Source organism: Collinsella sp. 4_8_47FAA, assembly GCF_000763055.1.
Lineage (GTDB): Bacteria > Actinomycetota > Coriobacteriia > Coriobacteriales > Coriobacteriaceae > Collinsella.
Window position 1 is genome coordinate 366084 of record NZ_KN214136.1, and the last position, 15697, is coordinate 381780.

The following is a 15697-nucleotide window of genomic DNA, read 5'->3' on the forward strand; positions in this document are numbered from 1 at the left end:
CCTTACGTGAACCTCGCCGACCCCGAGCTCGCCATCCAGTGGCCCATCCCGCTGGACCAGGCCACCGTCTCCGAGGCCGACCTCAACCACCCGATGCTCGCCGACGTCGTCCCCATGGCGCCCAGGCGCACCCTCGTCACCGGCTGCAACGGCCAGCTGGGCCGTGCGGTGCGCGCGCTCGCCGAGGAGCGCGGCGTGGCGAAGGACTTCGACTTCTGCGAAATCGACACCTTCGACATGTCCGACCCGGACGCCTACGCGCAGTACGACTGGTCGCTCTACGGCACCGTGATCAACTGCGGCGCCTACACGGCCGTGGATAAAGCGGAGACCCCCGAGGGCCGTGTCATCGCCTGGAAGGCCAACGCGACCGGCCCGGCGCTCCTCGCCCGCACCTGCGCCGAGCACGGGATCACGCTCGTCCACGTGTCCTCCGACTACGTCTTCGACGGCACCGCCGAGGTGCATGACGAGGAGGAGCCCCTCAGCCCACTGTCCGTCTACGGCCAGACCAAGGCCGCCGGCGACATCGCCGTGGCCGGCTGCCCGCGCCACTACATCATGCGCAGCTCCTGGGTCATCGGCGAGGGCCACAACTTCGTCAAGACCATGAAGGCACTCTCAGACCGCGTCGCCGACCCCGAGGACAGGCTCGCGCAGGTCACCGTCGTGGACGACCAGCTGGGCCGCCTGACCTTCACGCGCGACATGGCGGAGGCCATCTTCCACGTGCTGGATGCGAAGGCCCCCTACGGCACCTACGACTGCACCGGCTCCGGCGCCGTGAAGTCCTGGGCGGACATCGCCCGCGCCGTCTTCGAGGCCGCCAACGGCAACGGCGACAGGGTCGTGCCGGTATCGACCGCCGACTACTACGCCGAGGCCTCCGATCCGATCGCCCCGCGCCCGGTCCACTCCGCGCTCGACCTGTCCAAACTCGAGTCGGTCGGGTTCCACATGCCCGACTGGGAGGAAGAGCTGGGGGAGTACATCAAGACGCTCTAGTCGCTATTAACTTTTCGAGAGTAAAAGCCGCCGCTTGTTAACGGCGGCTTTTCTTATGCCTGGCGTATAGCCCCGCTGCAAAAAAGCGGCAGATATCGCATGGTTTACCGTAAGCCCTACAATTACGACCAGGTTCTTAGAAGAGGACCTTGCTTAATTATTTATTTACTACCGAGTTTAGATAAAATGCTAGAACCTGAAGCAAATGACTTAAGACCAGCTATTTGCTTACTGTTTTATCAACGACATGGCCGAAAAAACAAATGGCACCGGAATGGTCTAGGCGTATTCCTTGTTTTCTATCCAGGTGGCGTAGAAGTCCACGTTGCCCGAGGGGGCCGTGTCCGACACCTTTCCCCCGTTGACTTAGCGGTAGAAGCTCCACCCCTCCGGCAGCGCCCCGCCGTCCAGCTTCGCCCACCTGCCGTTGCCCGCGGCGTCGATGACGAACCACGCGTCGTCGCAGTCGCGGTGGGCCTTCCAGCCCGCGAACTCCATCGGCCCGCCGGAGAAGCCCAGCACCGACGACGTCGGCGGGCGCCGCGTCCGACCCGTGATAGCGGATCGTGTAGGATGCGGGCTCCTTCCAGGTGGCGTAGAAGTCGAACCTTGATATCCACTTGTAACCGGATTGCATGGCAACGATGGAATTGGCAGCAAGATCGGCCTTGGCGTCGGTCGTCTTCCACTCGCGCAGGTTCATCGCAAAGGCCATGATACCGTTCTGGATGCCACTGATGCTGGGCGGGAAGGACTGGTTGTCGGCGTCGATAGAGAACTTGTTCTCCTTTGCGTCACGGTGCTGCTGGATGCGATCGGCGTACTTGGCGGCCCATTCGTCGGCCTTGCCGTTGTGAACGAAGTAGTTGTCTTTAAGGCTCGTCGAGCGAGTGGCGTACCCGTCGGCAGTGTAGATTTTGGCGTGTCCTTTGTGCGCTATTGCCATGAGATCATCGGTGATACAGAAGTACAGGTGGCGCTGGTCAAGGTCGCAATAGAAGTTGTCGGATGTGTCGTCCCAGGTGCAGTCGACCTGGTACCATTTTCCGTCGAGCTTGACGGCATCCAGGTGTGGCCGTCATAGATATCGCGGGTCTCCGAATTAGTGATGCCGGCAGCGGTGAGCAGCTTGGAATAGGCGCTTTCATACGCCTGACAGGTGCCCAGTCCGCGCGTGAGGGCACTCTCGGCAGATGCCCACTTGAGCGAGTTGTCGTACTCAAGCCGATCGAGAAGCCAGTCATTAAGATATAGGGCCATTTCGTATTCAGAGCCATTTGTGTTTTGCTTGGCATGGGACACTGCTTTATTAACAATGCTCGCAACGCTGGGATGCCCATCATCTGCAACCTGGATATACGTGTTGGTGCGCAAGTAGTAAACGCCCGACGCCTTGTCTATGAGGTAAAAGCGGAAGTTATATGATCCGGTAGCCGTCGTTGTGAACGTAAAGTCGTGGCTAACGCACGCGTCGGTGTACTTAATCTACTCTCCGCGACTTGGATCGGCGACCGACTCATAGGCGTACTCGTTGGGGTTGGAGTAAGAGGGCGCATCCATGCGGAATAGATAGCTGCCACTGCCACCTGTTGCGCTTACATGGAAGGTCGTTGGCTGTCCAAGTACTGGCTCGTTCCATTCGACGGTGAGGGTGACACTGCCGCTGGTGTCGCTATCGCTGTGCTGATATCCACTTACTGCGGCCTTTATGGCTTGTTCCGAATCAGGAGACATATCGGAAGCTAGGGAAACCTGAGGTTCCGCCTGATGTGAAATTTGATTCGCAAGATAGGAATCATTTTTGATGGACTCATTGCCGATCTCGCTTGTATCGATGTCGCTTGTTACGCTGCCGCCCGAATTGTCCGCTGCACCAGTATCAACCTGCTCTAGGGTGTTTTCTTGCCGCCGTTCTTCTTCCGCTATAACCCTTGCAGGTATTGCTGCGCTAAGCATAGATACGCAAAGAAACGCGCAGAGCGAGCGGTAAAAGACTCGTTTCATATCGGTGCCTCTCGATAAGGTGGGCGCCAAGGCCCGGAGGCGGCGCCAGGCCAACACTCCGTGTATATGTAAGTGGGTTAATTTTACGGTAACACCAGTCAACAACAGCGAACTTTTTGGACAAAGTCGGGGAGGGGAGAGGCGTACTTGGGACAGTTTGGCACTGATTGATTTTTCGTAATCATGTCTATAAATTCTGATGAACAGTGATATGGACTCATTGTTATAGTTTGGAGCCAAACATGGAAGCACCCGCCGTTCTCTATCATTATGCAAGCCTAGATACGCTGGCCTTGATTCTGCATAATCGGACTATCAGGTTCAGCCGGTTAGATAAGGTTGATGACCCACAAGAACAGCGTTCAGCGGACTCTCAAAATCTTGGAAAAATGAAGCTCGTCAGTTGTTGGACCTCTTCTGATGAGGAGAGCATCCCCATGTGGCGCGAGTATGCTGGAGCTGAATGTGGAGTAAGAATCCAGATGAAGAGCCATCCGTTTAAGCAGTACTCTGTTTCAAATGACAGCCTCAATATGTTATCAAGTGAAGCGGTTTTAAAGCCCTTGGTGGTTCATTTGATGGGCTTCATCTGCCCCTCGAGGACTTTTGGGATAAGAATTACCATTTTTTTGAAACGGCTCGTGATCGTGAGATTCTTCACGAGGTTGAATACACAAATGATGAGTCTCTTTTGTTTCCAAAGGTAATTAACACATTTGGAAACGGCGGACTCGTGGCTGATTTAAATGCACTTGGAGTTCACAAAACAACTGCATGGTCGTATCAGAAAGAATGGCGCTATATCTTGACAGCTGTTCCCATAGGTATCGATTCCGTAATAAACGGACGACTAGATCAGATTGTCAGAGCAAATGATGTCATACTCGATAAATGCGATCCCGGAATCCCACCCTATTACGATCTTGTTATCTCCGATGAAGCTTTTTCGTCAATGAAGATCGTTTCTTCGCCAAAAATGACACCTGGCAACCGCGTGATTCTGAACACGTTGATAGAGAAGTACGCACCCGGTATTGAGGTTGCAGAGAGCTCGATTGAGCTTTCCTAAGTCGACAACCATGCGTAACCCAAAGATAGCTCCGCGTTTGCCTATGGCAAGATGCGCCGGTTTTCATTACCGATTGTTAGCAGCCGTGGAAACAAGAATAGGGCCAATACTGAAATTAGACTCGAAAGCTGTTCCAGATAAACTTCAAGGAAAAGGTGTAAGTGGACGACTGCTTAACTGGAGACATCATCCACTGCGGTACGTGTCAAGGGAGGAGGAGACAATGGGTCTAACAAATCTACCTGAGTACATCTCAGCGATTGTGGCAATCATCGCGTTGCTAATTTCTTGTTACCAAGCTCGTCTCAGCAATAAACAGTCTCTATTCAATCGACGGATAAACATATGGATAACCGTCGATAAACTCGTGAGTGTTTACGCAAAAAACGCGAAGAACTTGGAGCATAACGACGTACCGCAACTGGCTATCGACCGGCTATTTGTTTGGCTAACTAACACCACGTACTTGCAATCAATTTCAGCCTCAATAAATCATGTGTTAGATGCCGACCCTCAACTTAAATTGCATTTAAAGCTTGATGAAATGAAATCGCTCGCCATGGAGGCGAGATTTTGCTTCAAAGGAAAGAGTGGAGACGCAATAGCCGAATTCATAGAAGCTTATCAATCCCTTTTGTTTTCAATGTATCAGTATCAGATTCTATTAAATAAAATGTCTCAGAGTGCAAAGGTATATCAATGGACGCTTGAACAGGCTTCTGAACAGTTACATGAGCCCGAACAACGGCAAGATCTCTTTGAAAAAGAAGACGTTCTTGCCACTTCATACAAGACTCTATGTCAGCAAAACAAGCGGGGTGCAATTCAGCGGCAAATACAGCTAGCAGGCCCTATATGGCGCTGAGAGATTCGATGGTTTACATGTTGATTTGTAGCAGCACTCCTTATCTACCGATAGTCCAAGCAAGCTATCTCATGACGTAGTTTGAATGCTCCTGGTGGTTCATTTGATGACCTTCACCTGCCGTTGGAGAACTTTTAGGATAGATGTAATTACTTTAAGGATATGTCTCACGGGGGCATGATTAAGTCTACTTAAACTGACAAGCTCATAGCGGAGACAAGGCGTACGCGTGAGACCTATTTAGTGACATCTGGGGAGTGCGATGGCCCTGTTTCTCTCAGACTTCAATATAATAGGCGCATTTTAACTGGCTCGTATTAGTTACGTAAATCCGAGCCAGAATTAAGGTATAAGCAATCGGGTCGGTAATACTAGGTCGTCAACCCTGATGGTGTCGCACAGCGCGAACCGGTCCTGGTAGCCGGTTACCGTGGCGAGCGACTTGCGACAATGCTCGAGAACGTTACCCGTGAGGAAGGTAACCCCCTGTCGCAGCAGCGGCAGTGCCATCTCGGTACCTCGGCCGCGATAGACCCGTCCCTCTAGGCGCCGTGCACGCCGCGCTCCTAGTACTCCGGGTCCGGCAGATAAGCCACGGCGTTCTCGGAGAGCTTGCCGACACCGACCTCATCGCGGCAGCGCCTCTCGTCATCGGCCTTTCTGAGCAGCAAGAACTCGTCGGCGGTGAGGACCACCACAAGCTCCCCGAAGGGGTTCTCTCTTCCCATATAGATCTGTCCCATGCGCCCGACCCCCCAAAGGGGTTTATCACCAAACATAGATTCGTGTGGGCACTCGGGCAAATTCTCTGTTTGGCTGGGAAGAGCATGGCGTTCGGGGGGCCTTTCGGTCCCCGAATTATCACCTGTTATCTAAGCTGTAAGAAACGCAGTGAAATTAGTCGGCAAAGACCTTTGAAGTGTAGAGTATATTTGATTTGATGGTTTCATTTCCTAGGAACAGCCAGGTGAGGTTTTGCGATTATTCTTTTGGAATTTAGCTCGCAAGAGTCTTGCAGATCTTATTTACGCTGCTATTCAATTGAATGACGTTGACGTGGCGGCTTTTGCCGAGGTTGACCAATTAGACTTTCAGCGATTGGCCGAGCTGCTTGATGATCATTATCAAACAGTGGAAACAATTGATGGAAAAGTGAAAACGAGTATGCTTGTCAAGAGAACAATTCGCTGGCAAGAAGCCTCTGCGGTGGTAAATAATCTTACCTGCACTTTGAACCTTGACGATATCCCCGTGAATATCTCAGTTGTCCACCTGCCGGACAAGCGCAATGATCCACTGGGTCATCATCGCGAAAGAACTATCCAACAACTCGTGAGCGAACTGAATACAATAAAAAAGTTGCACCCCGGCAGTGTTAACATGCTTTTAGGTGCTTTTAATTGCAATCCATTCGACCCTGAAATGGTAAAGCTCAATTCCTTAAACTCGACCTTTTTTAAAGAGGTTGCAATGAGACTAAAAGTCAGAAATAGTGATGGTTCTGCTTTTCCAATAACGTATAACCCTGCGCTAGAATTTTTATCAGAGTCCAATTCTAATCAGGGTTCATTTTATTGGAGCTCGGGAGACTGCACTTATTATTGGCATTCTCTCGATCAAATCGTTGTAGATTGGCAACTGGCTGACTGCATTGTCGATTGTCGCTATCTTCATCAAATTGGCGATACTAAACTTATTGTTAGATCACAGCCGTGCTCAAAATATAGTGACCATTTGCCACTTTTGGTAACCATGGAAATGGGGAATTGTCATGGTAGGTAAAGAAAATTTCTGGACGGGCATAATTGATCAACCCTTGGCGAATTCTGCCGAGAACGTCGAATCGATCATGCAGGGACAGTGCGAGGATGTAAAAGCTGCATCCCGAGGTCTGATTGAAGCTCGTTTTGTCAAACTTGCTTTTACCACCAAAACAACGGGCAGTATGTGGAGCACTCAAGAAATGAAGCTGCAATTCGGTAGCCCAAAACCAATAAAAGTAGAGAAAACCGCCTTGAAGCTCAGCGATGTTAACGACTCTTATTCGCCTTCCGATTATGCTTTTGATCTTTTCACGACGCAGTACAAATTCAGGATCCTAACAATGAAATTAGGCGCCGTCTATCCAATTGAATTAGTCTTAGATGAGGACATATTCTGTCAAACAAGGGATTTGTACCCCGATGGAATTGCAGTTTCCAAGCATAAAGGGTCAATTGTTGTTCAAAATGACAACGAGCTTAAAAGTTGCTTGGAAATTATCATTTCTAGGAATGAGAAAATGAAGTTTATCGTCCATAAGATGATTGAATCGGAAAGCGCATTGCATGCAGATGCTAATGATGAATAACGCGAACTCATTACTATCTAGGGATTCATTTAGTCTTCAGCTCATAATAGAAGAAGGCATATTTCTCGGACGATTGCTGGACCAACATGAACGATTTCCAGATAATTCTCCGTGTCTCATACTCACGGCATTACCTTTTCTAACAATTGCAGAACATGATGCAATTCCCTTTCTCAATAGAAAGTTGGGGCTTGGTCTACCCACAGAAGATGCGCGACTAACTTCTATAAGACATATGACTAAGTCTCTAGACTCAAAGCATTTTGATTTTGAAGCCTATTCTTGCCAAGCAAATAAGGTGATCGAACACCTCAACAAGCAGTTTTACCTCTTTAACAAAAAGACGGGATCTTGGATCGATTGGGGGAGAACAAACGTTGGCATTTCTTATTACGAAGATGCCCCCATTTATGCTAGCTACTCGTCTACCCACCTGTTTACACAGGATAGCCCTGACCTATTAGGCACAGACGAACATAAGTATGAGGACCAAATTGGATTTTCGACAGGGAAGTCCGGGAGGGTCCTTTTGGAATTCGCAAAGAGCTATTTCCCGTCACCGGAGATGTATCAAACCCATCGGTTTCACGTAAAAGCAAATGACTGGAAATATGGAAAACTAACTGCATCCCTAGAAAAGCAGGGCATTCATGACGATTCAATTATCTTTTTCTTTTCTGAACTCCTTATGTTACTAAGCTCAGTATGTGCGCTGAGATCCGCGGGTTATTTCAACGATGCGGCATGGCTGAAGTATTCCTCCCTAACACTAGATCACGCTTGGAGAGCCATTGAGCGCTTCTCTGGTTACCATCGTAAAAAGGGGGATAAGTCAACAATTCCAACTGACTTTTTAAATTCTGTCAGTAGACTCTTGAATCGAGATGAAAAGAAGTTTATTAATAAGACACATCCGCTACGTAACGCCATGATGCATTACGACTTTACCGACAAAATTGTTCCTATAGAGATGGATGGTTCTGACCCTTGGACCGTTATGAGCGTAGCTTCTGAAACAGTTGCTGGGATGTCAGCTCTTGAATACGGATGTGAACTGTTTAGGGTGAGAGACAAATTGATAGATTCAATTTCTGAATTAATATCATTTCCGAACTATAAACCGACTAAAAGACCACTAGGATGGCTGGGATGACTATCTCTTTAGTCTGATCTTAGAGCACAAATTACCCAAATCTTAAATTCACACTGTCGGTCCTTCCCGCTCAAGAAGAAGCCCAGTTCCAACAACTTTCTTTTTGATTTCATTCGGGGCGTCATCAAACGTTCGAAGACTAAGGGCGTTTTCATACTGGTCTTAAACAACCCTTCCATTCACCGACTGGCAAAACGATTTACACCTAATTATTGGCGCTGCTCAGGGACATTTTCCTTGTTTACGGCTTGATCTCGCTAAACTTATAGCAGCTGCTACCAGGGCATTTTCTGGTGCACATTCTATTGGCTCTGCGAAGATCGGAGCGGGTATGTTTGCTGCCGAGTCCTACACCAGCTGTCATTACATTGCGATTGTTGCCATGGCCTGCCTATGCGTTTTGCTGGGCGGGCCTTCTTATGCTGCGGGCGCGGAGAGCCTCATCATCGCGGGCGCGACGTACTACGAGCCGGGCGCGTCGGGCCCCGGCTGGGCCTGGACCGATGCCGACCACCTGGAGCTTAACGGCTACGCGGGCGAGGCCATCGGCGCCGAAGGCGACCTGGTGCTGACGCTTACCGGGCAGAACTCCGTGACGGAGTCGCATGCGCCCGATGCGGACATCACGCTGTGCGGCATGGAGGTGTGGGGCAACCTGACGCTTCGCGGCACCGGGACCCTGACGGCGACGGGCTCGCAGTGCGGGATCCACGTTTCGCAGGCGCTCGTGGTGGACGGATGCACCGTCGATGCCCGGGCAGACGGCGCCGATATTGCGGACGAGGCGGTCGCCGGCGTGATCGCAGGCGACATGGCCGTGCGCGGCGGCGGACGCGTCGTTGCCGCGGGCTCCGGGTCCGGAGCGGGTGTGCGCGCCTACGGCGTGTATCTGCAGGATGCTGGCCTAGGCGATGGTGCGGCCGGCTGTCGGCTTTCCGTCGACGCATCGTGGCTTGATGCGGCCGGAGCCGATGGCGGCGTCGCGTGCTTAGGCGGGTCGCTTGTGTCCGCGCGATTTGTGATGCCCACTGGCGGGGCCTTTGGTGCTGGTGGCGTGGTGGATGCCGACGGGGCCGTGGCCGCGCATGTGGTGGTTGAGCCCGATGTGGCCACGCCGCCGACGGGGGAGACCGACGGGCGCGAGGTGCCAGGTGGTGGGGCTGGTGAAACTGCTGGTGGTGCCGGTCCTGCTGCTGGGCAGCCCGGTGTGGGGCCGACGACGGATCCCGCGGTGAAGCCTGCGGCCACATCGCCCAAGACAAACATAACGACCAAGACGACGGTGACCAAGACCACGGTGACCGCGTCCTCCAAACCAAAAACCGCCGCTGCGACTGCGGCGACACTCCCCAAGACTGCCGACAACAACTGGATCGCCGCTTCCGTGACGCTTTTCCTTCTTGGTATAGTGTCTCTAGCTACCGCATGTCGTTGTTGAGATAGCTGCCATTTGGAAGAAAGGGACATCTACAAGGTATAACTATTTGCTTGTTTGTTTATTGGCACCCAATAATCGAAGGCGGGGCCATACGGACGCGACCATGGGCTGAATCGCGACATGCGACCCAGGTCCACATGAGTGATACAAGCATTCAATAATGTCGCAGTTTGGACTGAAGGCAACGAAGGGGCACCGGGATCTTTGTCGACCTTGGTGCCCAAGCGAAAAACCATCAGAGTTGCTTCGCAATATTCGGCGGTGCCAAAGCGGGCAAATACTAAACCGAACTCATTGGTGAGCTGTATGAGCTGGCTTTTTAGTGACATCCCGGATTGTCTATAAGCAAAAGTCTGGTGTTTCGGAAATGTTATACCGTTCACTAAAACTCTCGATTTCCTCTTTTAACATAGCTGGCTCAAACTCTGCAAGCAGCCGCATAACGTCATAGAGTGTTACGATGCCTCGTATCTTCTTACTCCTCATCCGCACGAGTTCGTAAATCAGTTGAACAGAAATAGTTGTTGTATACGATTCGCCGCTTCTATCAAGATTTAATGCTCTTGCAGCACCATTTATCGCAGTGCAAAATAGGAGATCAGGGGAAATCCCTTCAGCGGGGTTTTCGATTTTGATATTTACCTTATCTCCGCAAAGCTCAATTTCTGTTTCTCCGACTCTGCTTTGCTTGAGAAAGGGTTCTGTTTTACCTAGACCTAAATATTCCGTTCTTTTAAGACGCTGCCTGCGGCAGCTCTCCTTAAACATATTGTTACGGCAATCTATGATGGCGGCATTCACGATCTGGTCAGTCAGGCATGGGTAAAAACCTATTAGGATCCAATCGACCTCGCAAGATGCCTTGAAAAGAAGATCGTAAATTTCCGCATAAAGTGGGCATTGCCCACTGACGAGGCGGGCTACTCTTGTTCCATCGTGCATGAATAATCCCTGAAAATCTGAATGAATTTCAATTAGATAACCCAATTCAATGCGTCCATCATCACCGCTAAGTTCAGTAAGGTGATTGCGGTATTTAGGTAATTTGCTAGCATGGCCTGTTTTTCCACCAAACAATCGGGCATCTAGAGAGCGCGTCAAATCATCGCAACATGCACAGCTTTGATGATATTTGGCCAATGAGACATAGTTTGCGGCTAAACTCGCCATTTCCTCCGACGATACGCTGTCGACTTTAAGCCTTGGCACCAGCTTTTCATAGTCAGCCTTCATCGCCGATGTGAGCTCAGCAGATTTTGATTGAGCGTTTCGACCATGTTTGATGTTATGGTCGATTCTAAAATGTTCCAAACCAACAATGGATCCATTTTCGCGGGTAATAACAATATCAGGGCACTCGCTGCCTGCGTTAATAGATCCACCCACCTTCAAGGCAGCTTTCTTCTTGTAACCACCCGAGACCATCGACAGCTTAAGAACATCATTGAACACTTGCTCTTCGTGCGCGTTCTGGTCGCTTTTGTTCTTGCTCATGCCGGATCCTCCGCCCTTATAAGTAAAACATAATTCAACTCGCGCTCTTATAGAAGGTGCGAGGCCCTCGTCACAAGTGAATGAATGACGAGGGCAAACAGGGTTAAGGTATGACCTCCGTGTTACCTTTCAGCCCTACCCAAATTCAAATTAATTATGCTGCTTTATCAATTTGAATAGCGGGGATCCTCGATTTCTTTCTTCCTAAGCTTGTGCTAGTTCCAAAGTCGGTCTGACCCCTTTTAGATGCAACTTTGTATTTCTCAATCTGAGTTCTATAGCCTTCAATTAACTCCAATAAAGACTCATCGAGAAACAGCAACATTTCGCTTCCGTCATATCCCTCAGCGGTATCATCCACGAACTTGCATTCTGTTCTCGGCATATCGAAGGTGCACTTTCGGAGAAGGTTCTCAAGTATTTCTAGGCGGCGAACCAGAACGCCTGCATCATCTATAACATCCAGCCAACTGGACCCGTCCTTGCAAAACAACATTTCGTCCCTTTCGTTTTACAGCTCTGATGGACAAAAGAAATCTAAAGCCGCGTGCGGACATCATTAAAAATTGTTCTTAAAAGCAGTGTAGAAAATCAGTTTCAGACATTATGTTGTATGGACTTGCTGAGACCTTTAGTTTGAATCTCAATTTAAAGTAGATATTTGTTCGAAACTAACATATAATGGTTTTAGAACAATATAATTTTCCTTGTTATTAAAGAATGTCTGCGGTGAATCAACTTTTTTGAAAAGGACTCTGAAGATGATCCTCAATTTTTCATTTAAGAACTTTCAGAGCTTTCGAGATGCTCAACAGTTCTCGTTTGAACCGATTTCGAGCAAAAAGGAACTTGGGCCTGTGCGAGTGGCTGCGGTTTACGGCGCAAACGCGTCAGGCAAATCAAATTTCCTAAATGCTCTTTACTTTGTCTCTTACTTTATTCGTACAGGTTATGCGGCAGGCGATGCGAATTCTCAAATACCCATCGTCCCCTTTTTACTTGACTCGGAATCGCGATCAAGTGACACAGAATTCTCGATAGATTTTATCGCTAGCAACTTAAAGTATGAGTTTTCATTTGGTGTGAACAAAAATGAGGTTACATATGAAAACCTCACTGTGTATCGATCAAAACAGCCGTCCCTTCTCTATGACCGCTCTTCGATAAACGGGGAACAGTCAATTAAATTTGGTAGCACCTTTACAGGTGCAAAAAAACAACTTTGGGATATCACGCGCAATAATTCTTTGTTCTTATCTGCCGCAGCGGCGGCTGGAAGTGATGTAATTCAACCCGTATTCACAGCTCTTGCCAATGACATCAATCTCTATGATGCAACGCATTATCTAGCAGAACTCGCCACCATAAAAAAGCTGTTTATCAACGATGACGCACGAGCTCAGATGCTATCTCAGCTCATTAAATATGCTGATATCGGAATTGACGGCATGGATGTCCGTCAATCGGAAGGCGTCATGGGTTTAAAAGAATCACTCATTGGACTCGATGAGATTCCGGAAGAGGCACGTAATAAAATTGCAGAAGACTTTAAATTGTCGTTCGCTTATGACCTAGTCTTCCACCATAAAGGCTCGGGAGATGGCTTTTGGCTGGGCTCCGCCCATGAATCGGAGGGCACAAAAGCTGCGCTGGCGTTTTTCTCGGTAGCCTTACGTTCTTTAAGCAGTGGGGCCACAACAGTAATTGACGAGCTTGATTCGAGCCTTCATCCCACGCTCCTGCGCGACTTCGTCTCACTGTTCGCCGATCCCGACACAAATCCAAAGGGCGCGCAGCTAATCTTCTCGACCCATGATGTCACCTTGATGACGCGAACCAGCCCTATGGAAGAGGTGCTTGAACGTGACCAGGTCTGGTTTGTGGAAAAGGACTCTGAAGGTGCTTCGCAATTAATTGCTGCGATGGAGTATTCGCCTCGTGCAAATGAGAATCTGGGGCGCAATTACTTAAACGGTGTCTATGTGCCGCTGCCCAACCCAAGCTTTCATCAACTTGTGGCCCAACTCATGAAGGAAGGTGCTGACATAGATGGCTAAAACAGAAAGGAGGGGACTTGCTCGCGGCCGCAAAAAGCAGACAAGAGCCAAGCGAAAGCGCCACCTAATTGTGTCCAATGGAAAGGTGACCGAAACCGAATACTTTAACTTCCTTATTACTGAAATGGACGTTCGCGGAAGCGCGCGGTATCGGCATATTGACGGAGACCCATTGAAGGTGGCCAAGCAGCTTTCGCGAGAGCTCGATTCAGATAAAAAGGCCGTTAAAGCAGGCGAAATCGAAGCATTGAGTTCCGCATGGATCGTAGTCGATTCAGATGAATTCAGAAACCTAGCCGCAGCAGAACGAGAAGCAAAGACAAAAGGGGTTAGGCTCGCGATCTCCAATCCATGCTTTGAAGTATGGCTTATCGATCATGTCTCACCATGCCCGGAAACTTTTGCATCGACGCCACAATGTGAGAAAAGAGCGCGCGACCTTGGCGTTCTAAAATCTACTGACCCCAACAGGTCCTCCGCGTCAAAGTTCAAGTCGGTAAATCTCGAAATGATTGACGGCAACAAGGGCCAGGCTTTGACCAATGCCGCAAAGCACAATACGGATGATAAACGTCGTGCAAGAGAAATGAATCCGGACAACGTTGTCGCCTATCAAGTATGGACTGACTTGCCTGATCTTGTAGATGACGTATTTGGGTCGGGTAACTAGTGCGATTCATCCCGCGTTAGGGGCAGGATATTAACTCAAAAAGTTATAAACGAGGTAGCAATGCTTTGGAGCTATGTTCAGCTAGATGACGGCGCTGGTCGAGCTGTACAAGAAATTCATTCAATAGCGGACGAGGAAAATTCAACATTACCGATTTCGCTCGACGACTCTACGACGATCGACCATGCAGTTGAGTTAACCATTACGGGCATGCCCAACGCGCTCAGGCTCTTGGAGAACTCATGATGGCGGCTACGCGGCAGAGTGCTCGTCCGTTCCCGCCGCTCATGCTCGATGATGCCAGTTCGCTCGAAGCCATGGCCGGCGCCGTCATGCGCCTTCACAATACGCTGCTAACAATCGGACGCTGCTATACGACCGATGCCGCGGGCGACAGGGCTATGCTCGAGCTCGGACGCATCGAGTCCGTGCTTGCGGGCGCGTTCTGCACAATATACGGCCAATCGCCAGCCTATCGTTTCACGGACATCTTTGACCAGGTTGTCTACGTGGCCAAGCACATGGTCAAGGACCACATCTTCGAGGACGGCAACAAACGCACCAGCCTTGTTTTTGCGTTGTCCGTCCTTAGGTTCGCCAGCACTCCGGTCGTGCTGTCCGACAGCCCCGAACCCAAAGACAACCAGTACTACGCCTGGATCCAGGACCTCGTTGCCAGACGCCGCACGCTCGACGATCTAGCCAACGAGCTGAGGTGCCATTGCATCGTGAGCTCCGACGACGCTTCGCACGTATAAAATCAAAGCGTCCCACACGCCGGTTTTCAATTGATTGGACGCCACATGGAGATCCCCAACACCCTGTGCAGCAATGTATACGACTTTGCGTTTTGCCCCGAGCCCTGCTACGACCGCCTAGTCGACCTCGCCGATCCCGAGGACTGGGGTCCCGGCAACCGCATTCTCAAAAACTACCTGTCGTTTTCGTTTAGCCGCGCGGTGTTCCTGACCGAGCGCGACGTGGACCAGACCGCGCCTTCCAACCTGCCGTTGGTGTTCGACGACGATCGCTGCCTATTCAACACCGGCCTGTACACGCGCCGCTACGAGACCATCTACGGCCTGTTTGAGCCCAATACCAAGCCAGACGCGCGCCAGCGCTGGTTTTTGAAGGGCTTCTTTTGTTAGCGCCGGAATAATTTAGCCAAATATAGTCGGCCGAGATTGACCAATCCCGGCCGACCCATTTTAGCCAACACGCCCGCATCTATGACTTTCCTATCGCATTCCTACATCCCCTCGGGCTGGATCCCCCTCACCTTCACCGCCTGGGGGACGGCCTCCACCGAGTAGGTGTCAAGCTCCCTGCCGCGGTAGCTCGGGCCCCGCATCACGAACACCGACGCCTTGTCGAACAGCCTGTCGAGGGCGCAGAGGAGCGTGTCGTCGCCCGTGAAGAACTCATCCCACCCGCTCGGGGCGATGTTGCTCGTGAGGACCATCGCGTTCGGCCCCTCCTTCTCGTAGCGCCTGTCGACGACATCGAAGAACAGGTCGGTGCACGGCCTGTCGTAGACGCATCTCCCCACCTCGTCAATGATGAGGCACGACGGCTTGACGAGCGAGGAGACG

The 15697-nt window shown here is 50.6% G+C and carries 19 protein-coding genes; 12 read left to right on the forward strand and 7 right to left on the reverse strand.

All coding sequences use genetic code 11. The annotated features are described in order from the left end of the window. Positions 1-1005 (forward strand): SDR family oxidoreductase (locus HMPREF9463_RS07960; RefSeq protein ID WP_035138429.1); only part of this gene is annotated, 1005 nt, incomplete at its 5' end. A 220-nt stretch (positions 1006-1225) separates the two neighbouring features. Here HMPREF9463_RS07960 and HMPREF9463_RS11170 read toward each other — a convergent pair. From HMPREF9463_RS11170 to HMPREF9463_RS11180, 3 genes are all read right to left on the reverse strand, one after another. After that, a complete protein-coding gene (locus tag HMPREF9463_RS11170; protein WP_052044166.1) occupies positions 1226-1951 on the reverse strand; it encodes a hypothetical protein in 726 nt (241 codons plus the stop codon). Beyond that, positions 1942-2379, reverse strand: coding sequence for a transglutaminase domain-containing protein (locus tag HMPREF9463_RS11175; protein WP_198019960.1), 438 nt, complete (start codon positions 2377-2379; stop codon positions 1942-1944). The genes HMPREF9463_RS11170 and HMPREF9463_RS11175 overlap by 10 nt, the downstream gene beginning before the upstream one ends. Before the next feature lie 111 nt (positions 2380-2490). Then, positions 2491-3009 (reverse strand): hypothetical protein, encoded by a 519-nt coding sequence (locus HMPREF9463_RS11180; RefSeq protein WP_052044167.1) that lies wholly within the window; start codon positions 3007-3009, stop codon positions 2491-2493. 242 nt (positions 3010-3251) lie between these two features. Here HMPREF9463_RS11180 and HMPREF9463_RS07970 point away from each other — a divergent pair, with 242 nt between their 5' ends. From HMPREF9463_RS07970 to HMPREF9463_RS07975, 3 genes are all read left to right on the forward strand, one after another. Then, positions 3252-3716: a hypothetical protein gene (locus HMPREF9463_RS07970; protein ID WP_035138287.1), complete on the forward strand. Its 465-nt coding sequence runs from the start codon at positions 3252-3254 to the stop codon at positions 3714-3716. Beyond that, the gene (locus HMPREF9463_RS10940) at positions 3701-4078 is read left to right on the forward strand and encodes a hypothetical protein (protein WP_232219780.1); all 378 of its coding nucleotides are present in this window, start codon (positions 3701-3703) and stop codon (positions 4076-4078) included. Before HMPREF9463_RS07970 ends, HMPREF9463_RS10940 begins: the two co-directional genes overlap by 16 nt. Positions 4079-4301: 223 nt before the next feature. Further along, entirely contained in the window at positions 4302-4943 is a 642-nt protein-coding gene (locus tag HMPREF9463_RS07975) for a hypothetical protein (RefSeq protein WP_035138289.1), read from the forward strand. Positions 4944-5509: 566 nt separating this feature from the next. Here HMPREF9463_RS07975 and HMPREF9463_RS10945 read toward each other — a convergent pair. After that, positions 5510-5686, reverse strand: a complete 177-nt coding sequence (locus HMPREF9463_RS10945) for a hypothetical protein (protein WP_156961418.1) — start codon at positions 5684-5686, stop codon at positions 5510-5512. Positions 5687-5918: 232 nt separating this feature from the next. On the opposite strand from HMPREF9463_RS10945, the gene HMPREF9463_RS10950 reads away from it, so the two are divergent. From HMPREF9463_RS10950 to HMPREF9463_RS07990, 4 genes are all read left to right on the forward strand, one after another. Then, positions 5919-6725, forward strand: a complete 807-nt coding sequence (locus HMPREF9463_RS10950; protein WP_148334209.1) for an endonuclease/exonuclease/phosphatase family protein — start codon at positions 5919-5921, stop codon at positions 6723-6725. Next, complete coding sequence (locus HMPREF9463_RS07980) at positions 6715-7293, forward strand: hypothetical protein (RefSeq protein WP_035138290.1); 579 nt, start codon at positions 6715-6717, stop codon at positions 7291-7293. Before HMPREF9463_RS10950 ends, HMPREF9463_RS07980 begins: the two co-directional genes overlap by 11 nt. Next, entirely contained in the window at positions 7271-8446 is a 1176-nt protein-coding gene (locus HMPREF9463_RS07985) for a hypothetical protein (protein ID WP_198019961.1), read from the forward strand. The genes HMPREF9463_RS07980 and HMPREF9463_RS07985 overlap by 23 nt, the downstream gene beginning before the upstream one ends. A 331-nt stretch (positions 8447-8777) precedes the next feature. Next, on the forward strand, positions 8778-9884 hold the full coding sequence (locus HMPREF9463_RS07990; RefSeq protein ID WP_035138294.1) for a hypothetical protein: 1107 nt from the start codon (positions 8778-8780) through the stop codon (positions 9882-9884). 339 nt (positions 9885-10223) lie between these two features. On the opposite strand, the gene HMPREF9463_RS07995 is transcribed toward HMPREF9463_RS07990, so the two are convergent. Both HMPREF9463_RS07995 and HMPREF9463_RS11185 read right to left on the reverse strand, forming a co-directional pair. Next, positions 10224-11378 carry a hypothetical protein gene (locus HMPREF9463_RS07995; RefSeq protein WP_035138297.1) on the reverse strand — a complete coding sequence of 385 codons (1155 nt, stop codon included), beginning with the start codon at positions 11376-11378 and terminating at the stop codon, positions 10224-10226. Positions 11379-11532: 154 nt separating this feature from the next. Next, positions 11533-11874 carry a hypothetical protein gene (locus HMPREF9463_RS11185; RefSeq protein ID WP_035138300.1) on the reverse strand — a complete coding sequence of 114 codons (342 nt, stop codon included), beginning with the start codon at positions 11872-11874 and terminating at the stop codon, positions 11533-11535. A 265-nt stretch (positions 11875-12139) separates the two neighbouring features. Between HMPREF9463_RS11185 and HMPREF9463_RS08005 the strand changes: the two genes are divergently transcribed. From HMPREF9463_RS08005 to HMPREF9463_RS08025, 4 genes are all read left to right on the forward strand, one after another. Beyond that, positions 12140-13435, forward strand: coding sequence for an AAA family ATPase (locus tag HMPREF9463_RS08005; protein WP_035138302.1), 1296 nt, complete (start codon positions 12140-12142; stop codon positions 13433-13435). Next, a complete protein-coding gene (locus tag HMPREF9463_RS08010; protein ID WP_035138303.1) occupies positions 13428-14105 on the forward strand; it encodes an RloB family protein in 678 nt (225 codons plus the stop codon). The genes HMPREF9463_RS08005 and HMPREF9463_RS08010 overlap by 8 nt, the downstream gene beginning before the upstream one ends. A gap of 242 nt (positions 14106-14347) precedes the next feature. Then, positions 14348-14863 (forward strand): Fic family protein, encoded by a 516-nt coding sequence (locus HMPREF9463_RS10515; RefSeq protein WP_084591843.1) that lies wholly within the window; start codon positions 14348-14350, stop codon positions 14861-14863. Between the two features lie 45 nt (positions 14864-14908). After that, entirely contained in the window at positions 14909-15253 is a 345-nt protein-coding gene (locus HMPREF9463_RS08025; protein WP_035138306.1) for a DUF3825 domain-containing protein, read from the forward strand. A gap of 101 nt (positions 15254-15354) precedes the next feature. On the opposite strand, the gene HMPREF9463_RS08030 is transcribed toward HMPREF9463_RS08025, so the two are convergent. After that, on the reverse strand, positions 15355-15697 hold a 343-nt coding region (locus tag HMPREF9463_RS08030), incomplete at its 5' end, for an ATP-binding protein (RefSeq protein WP_198019962.1).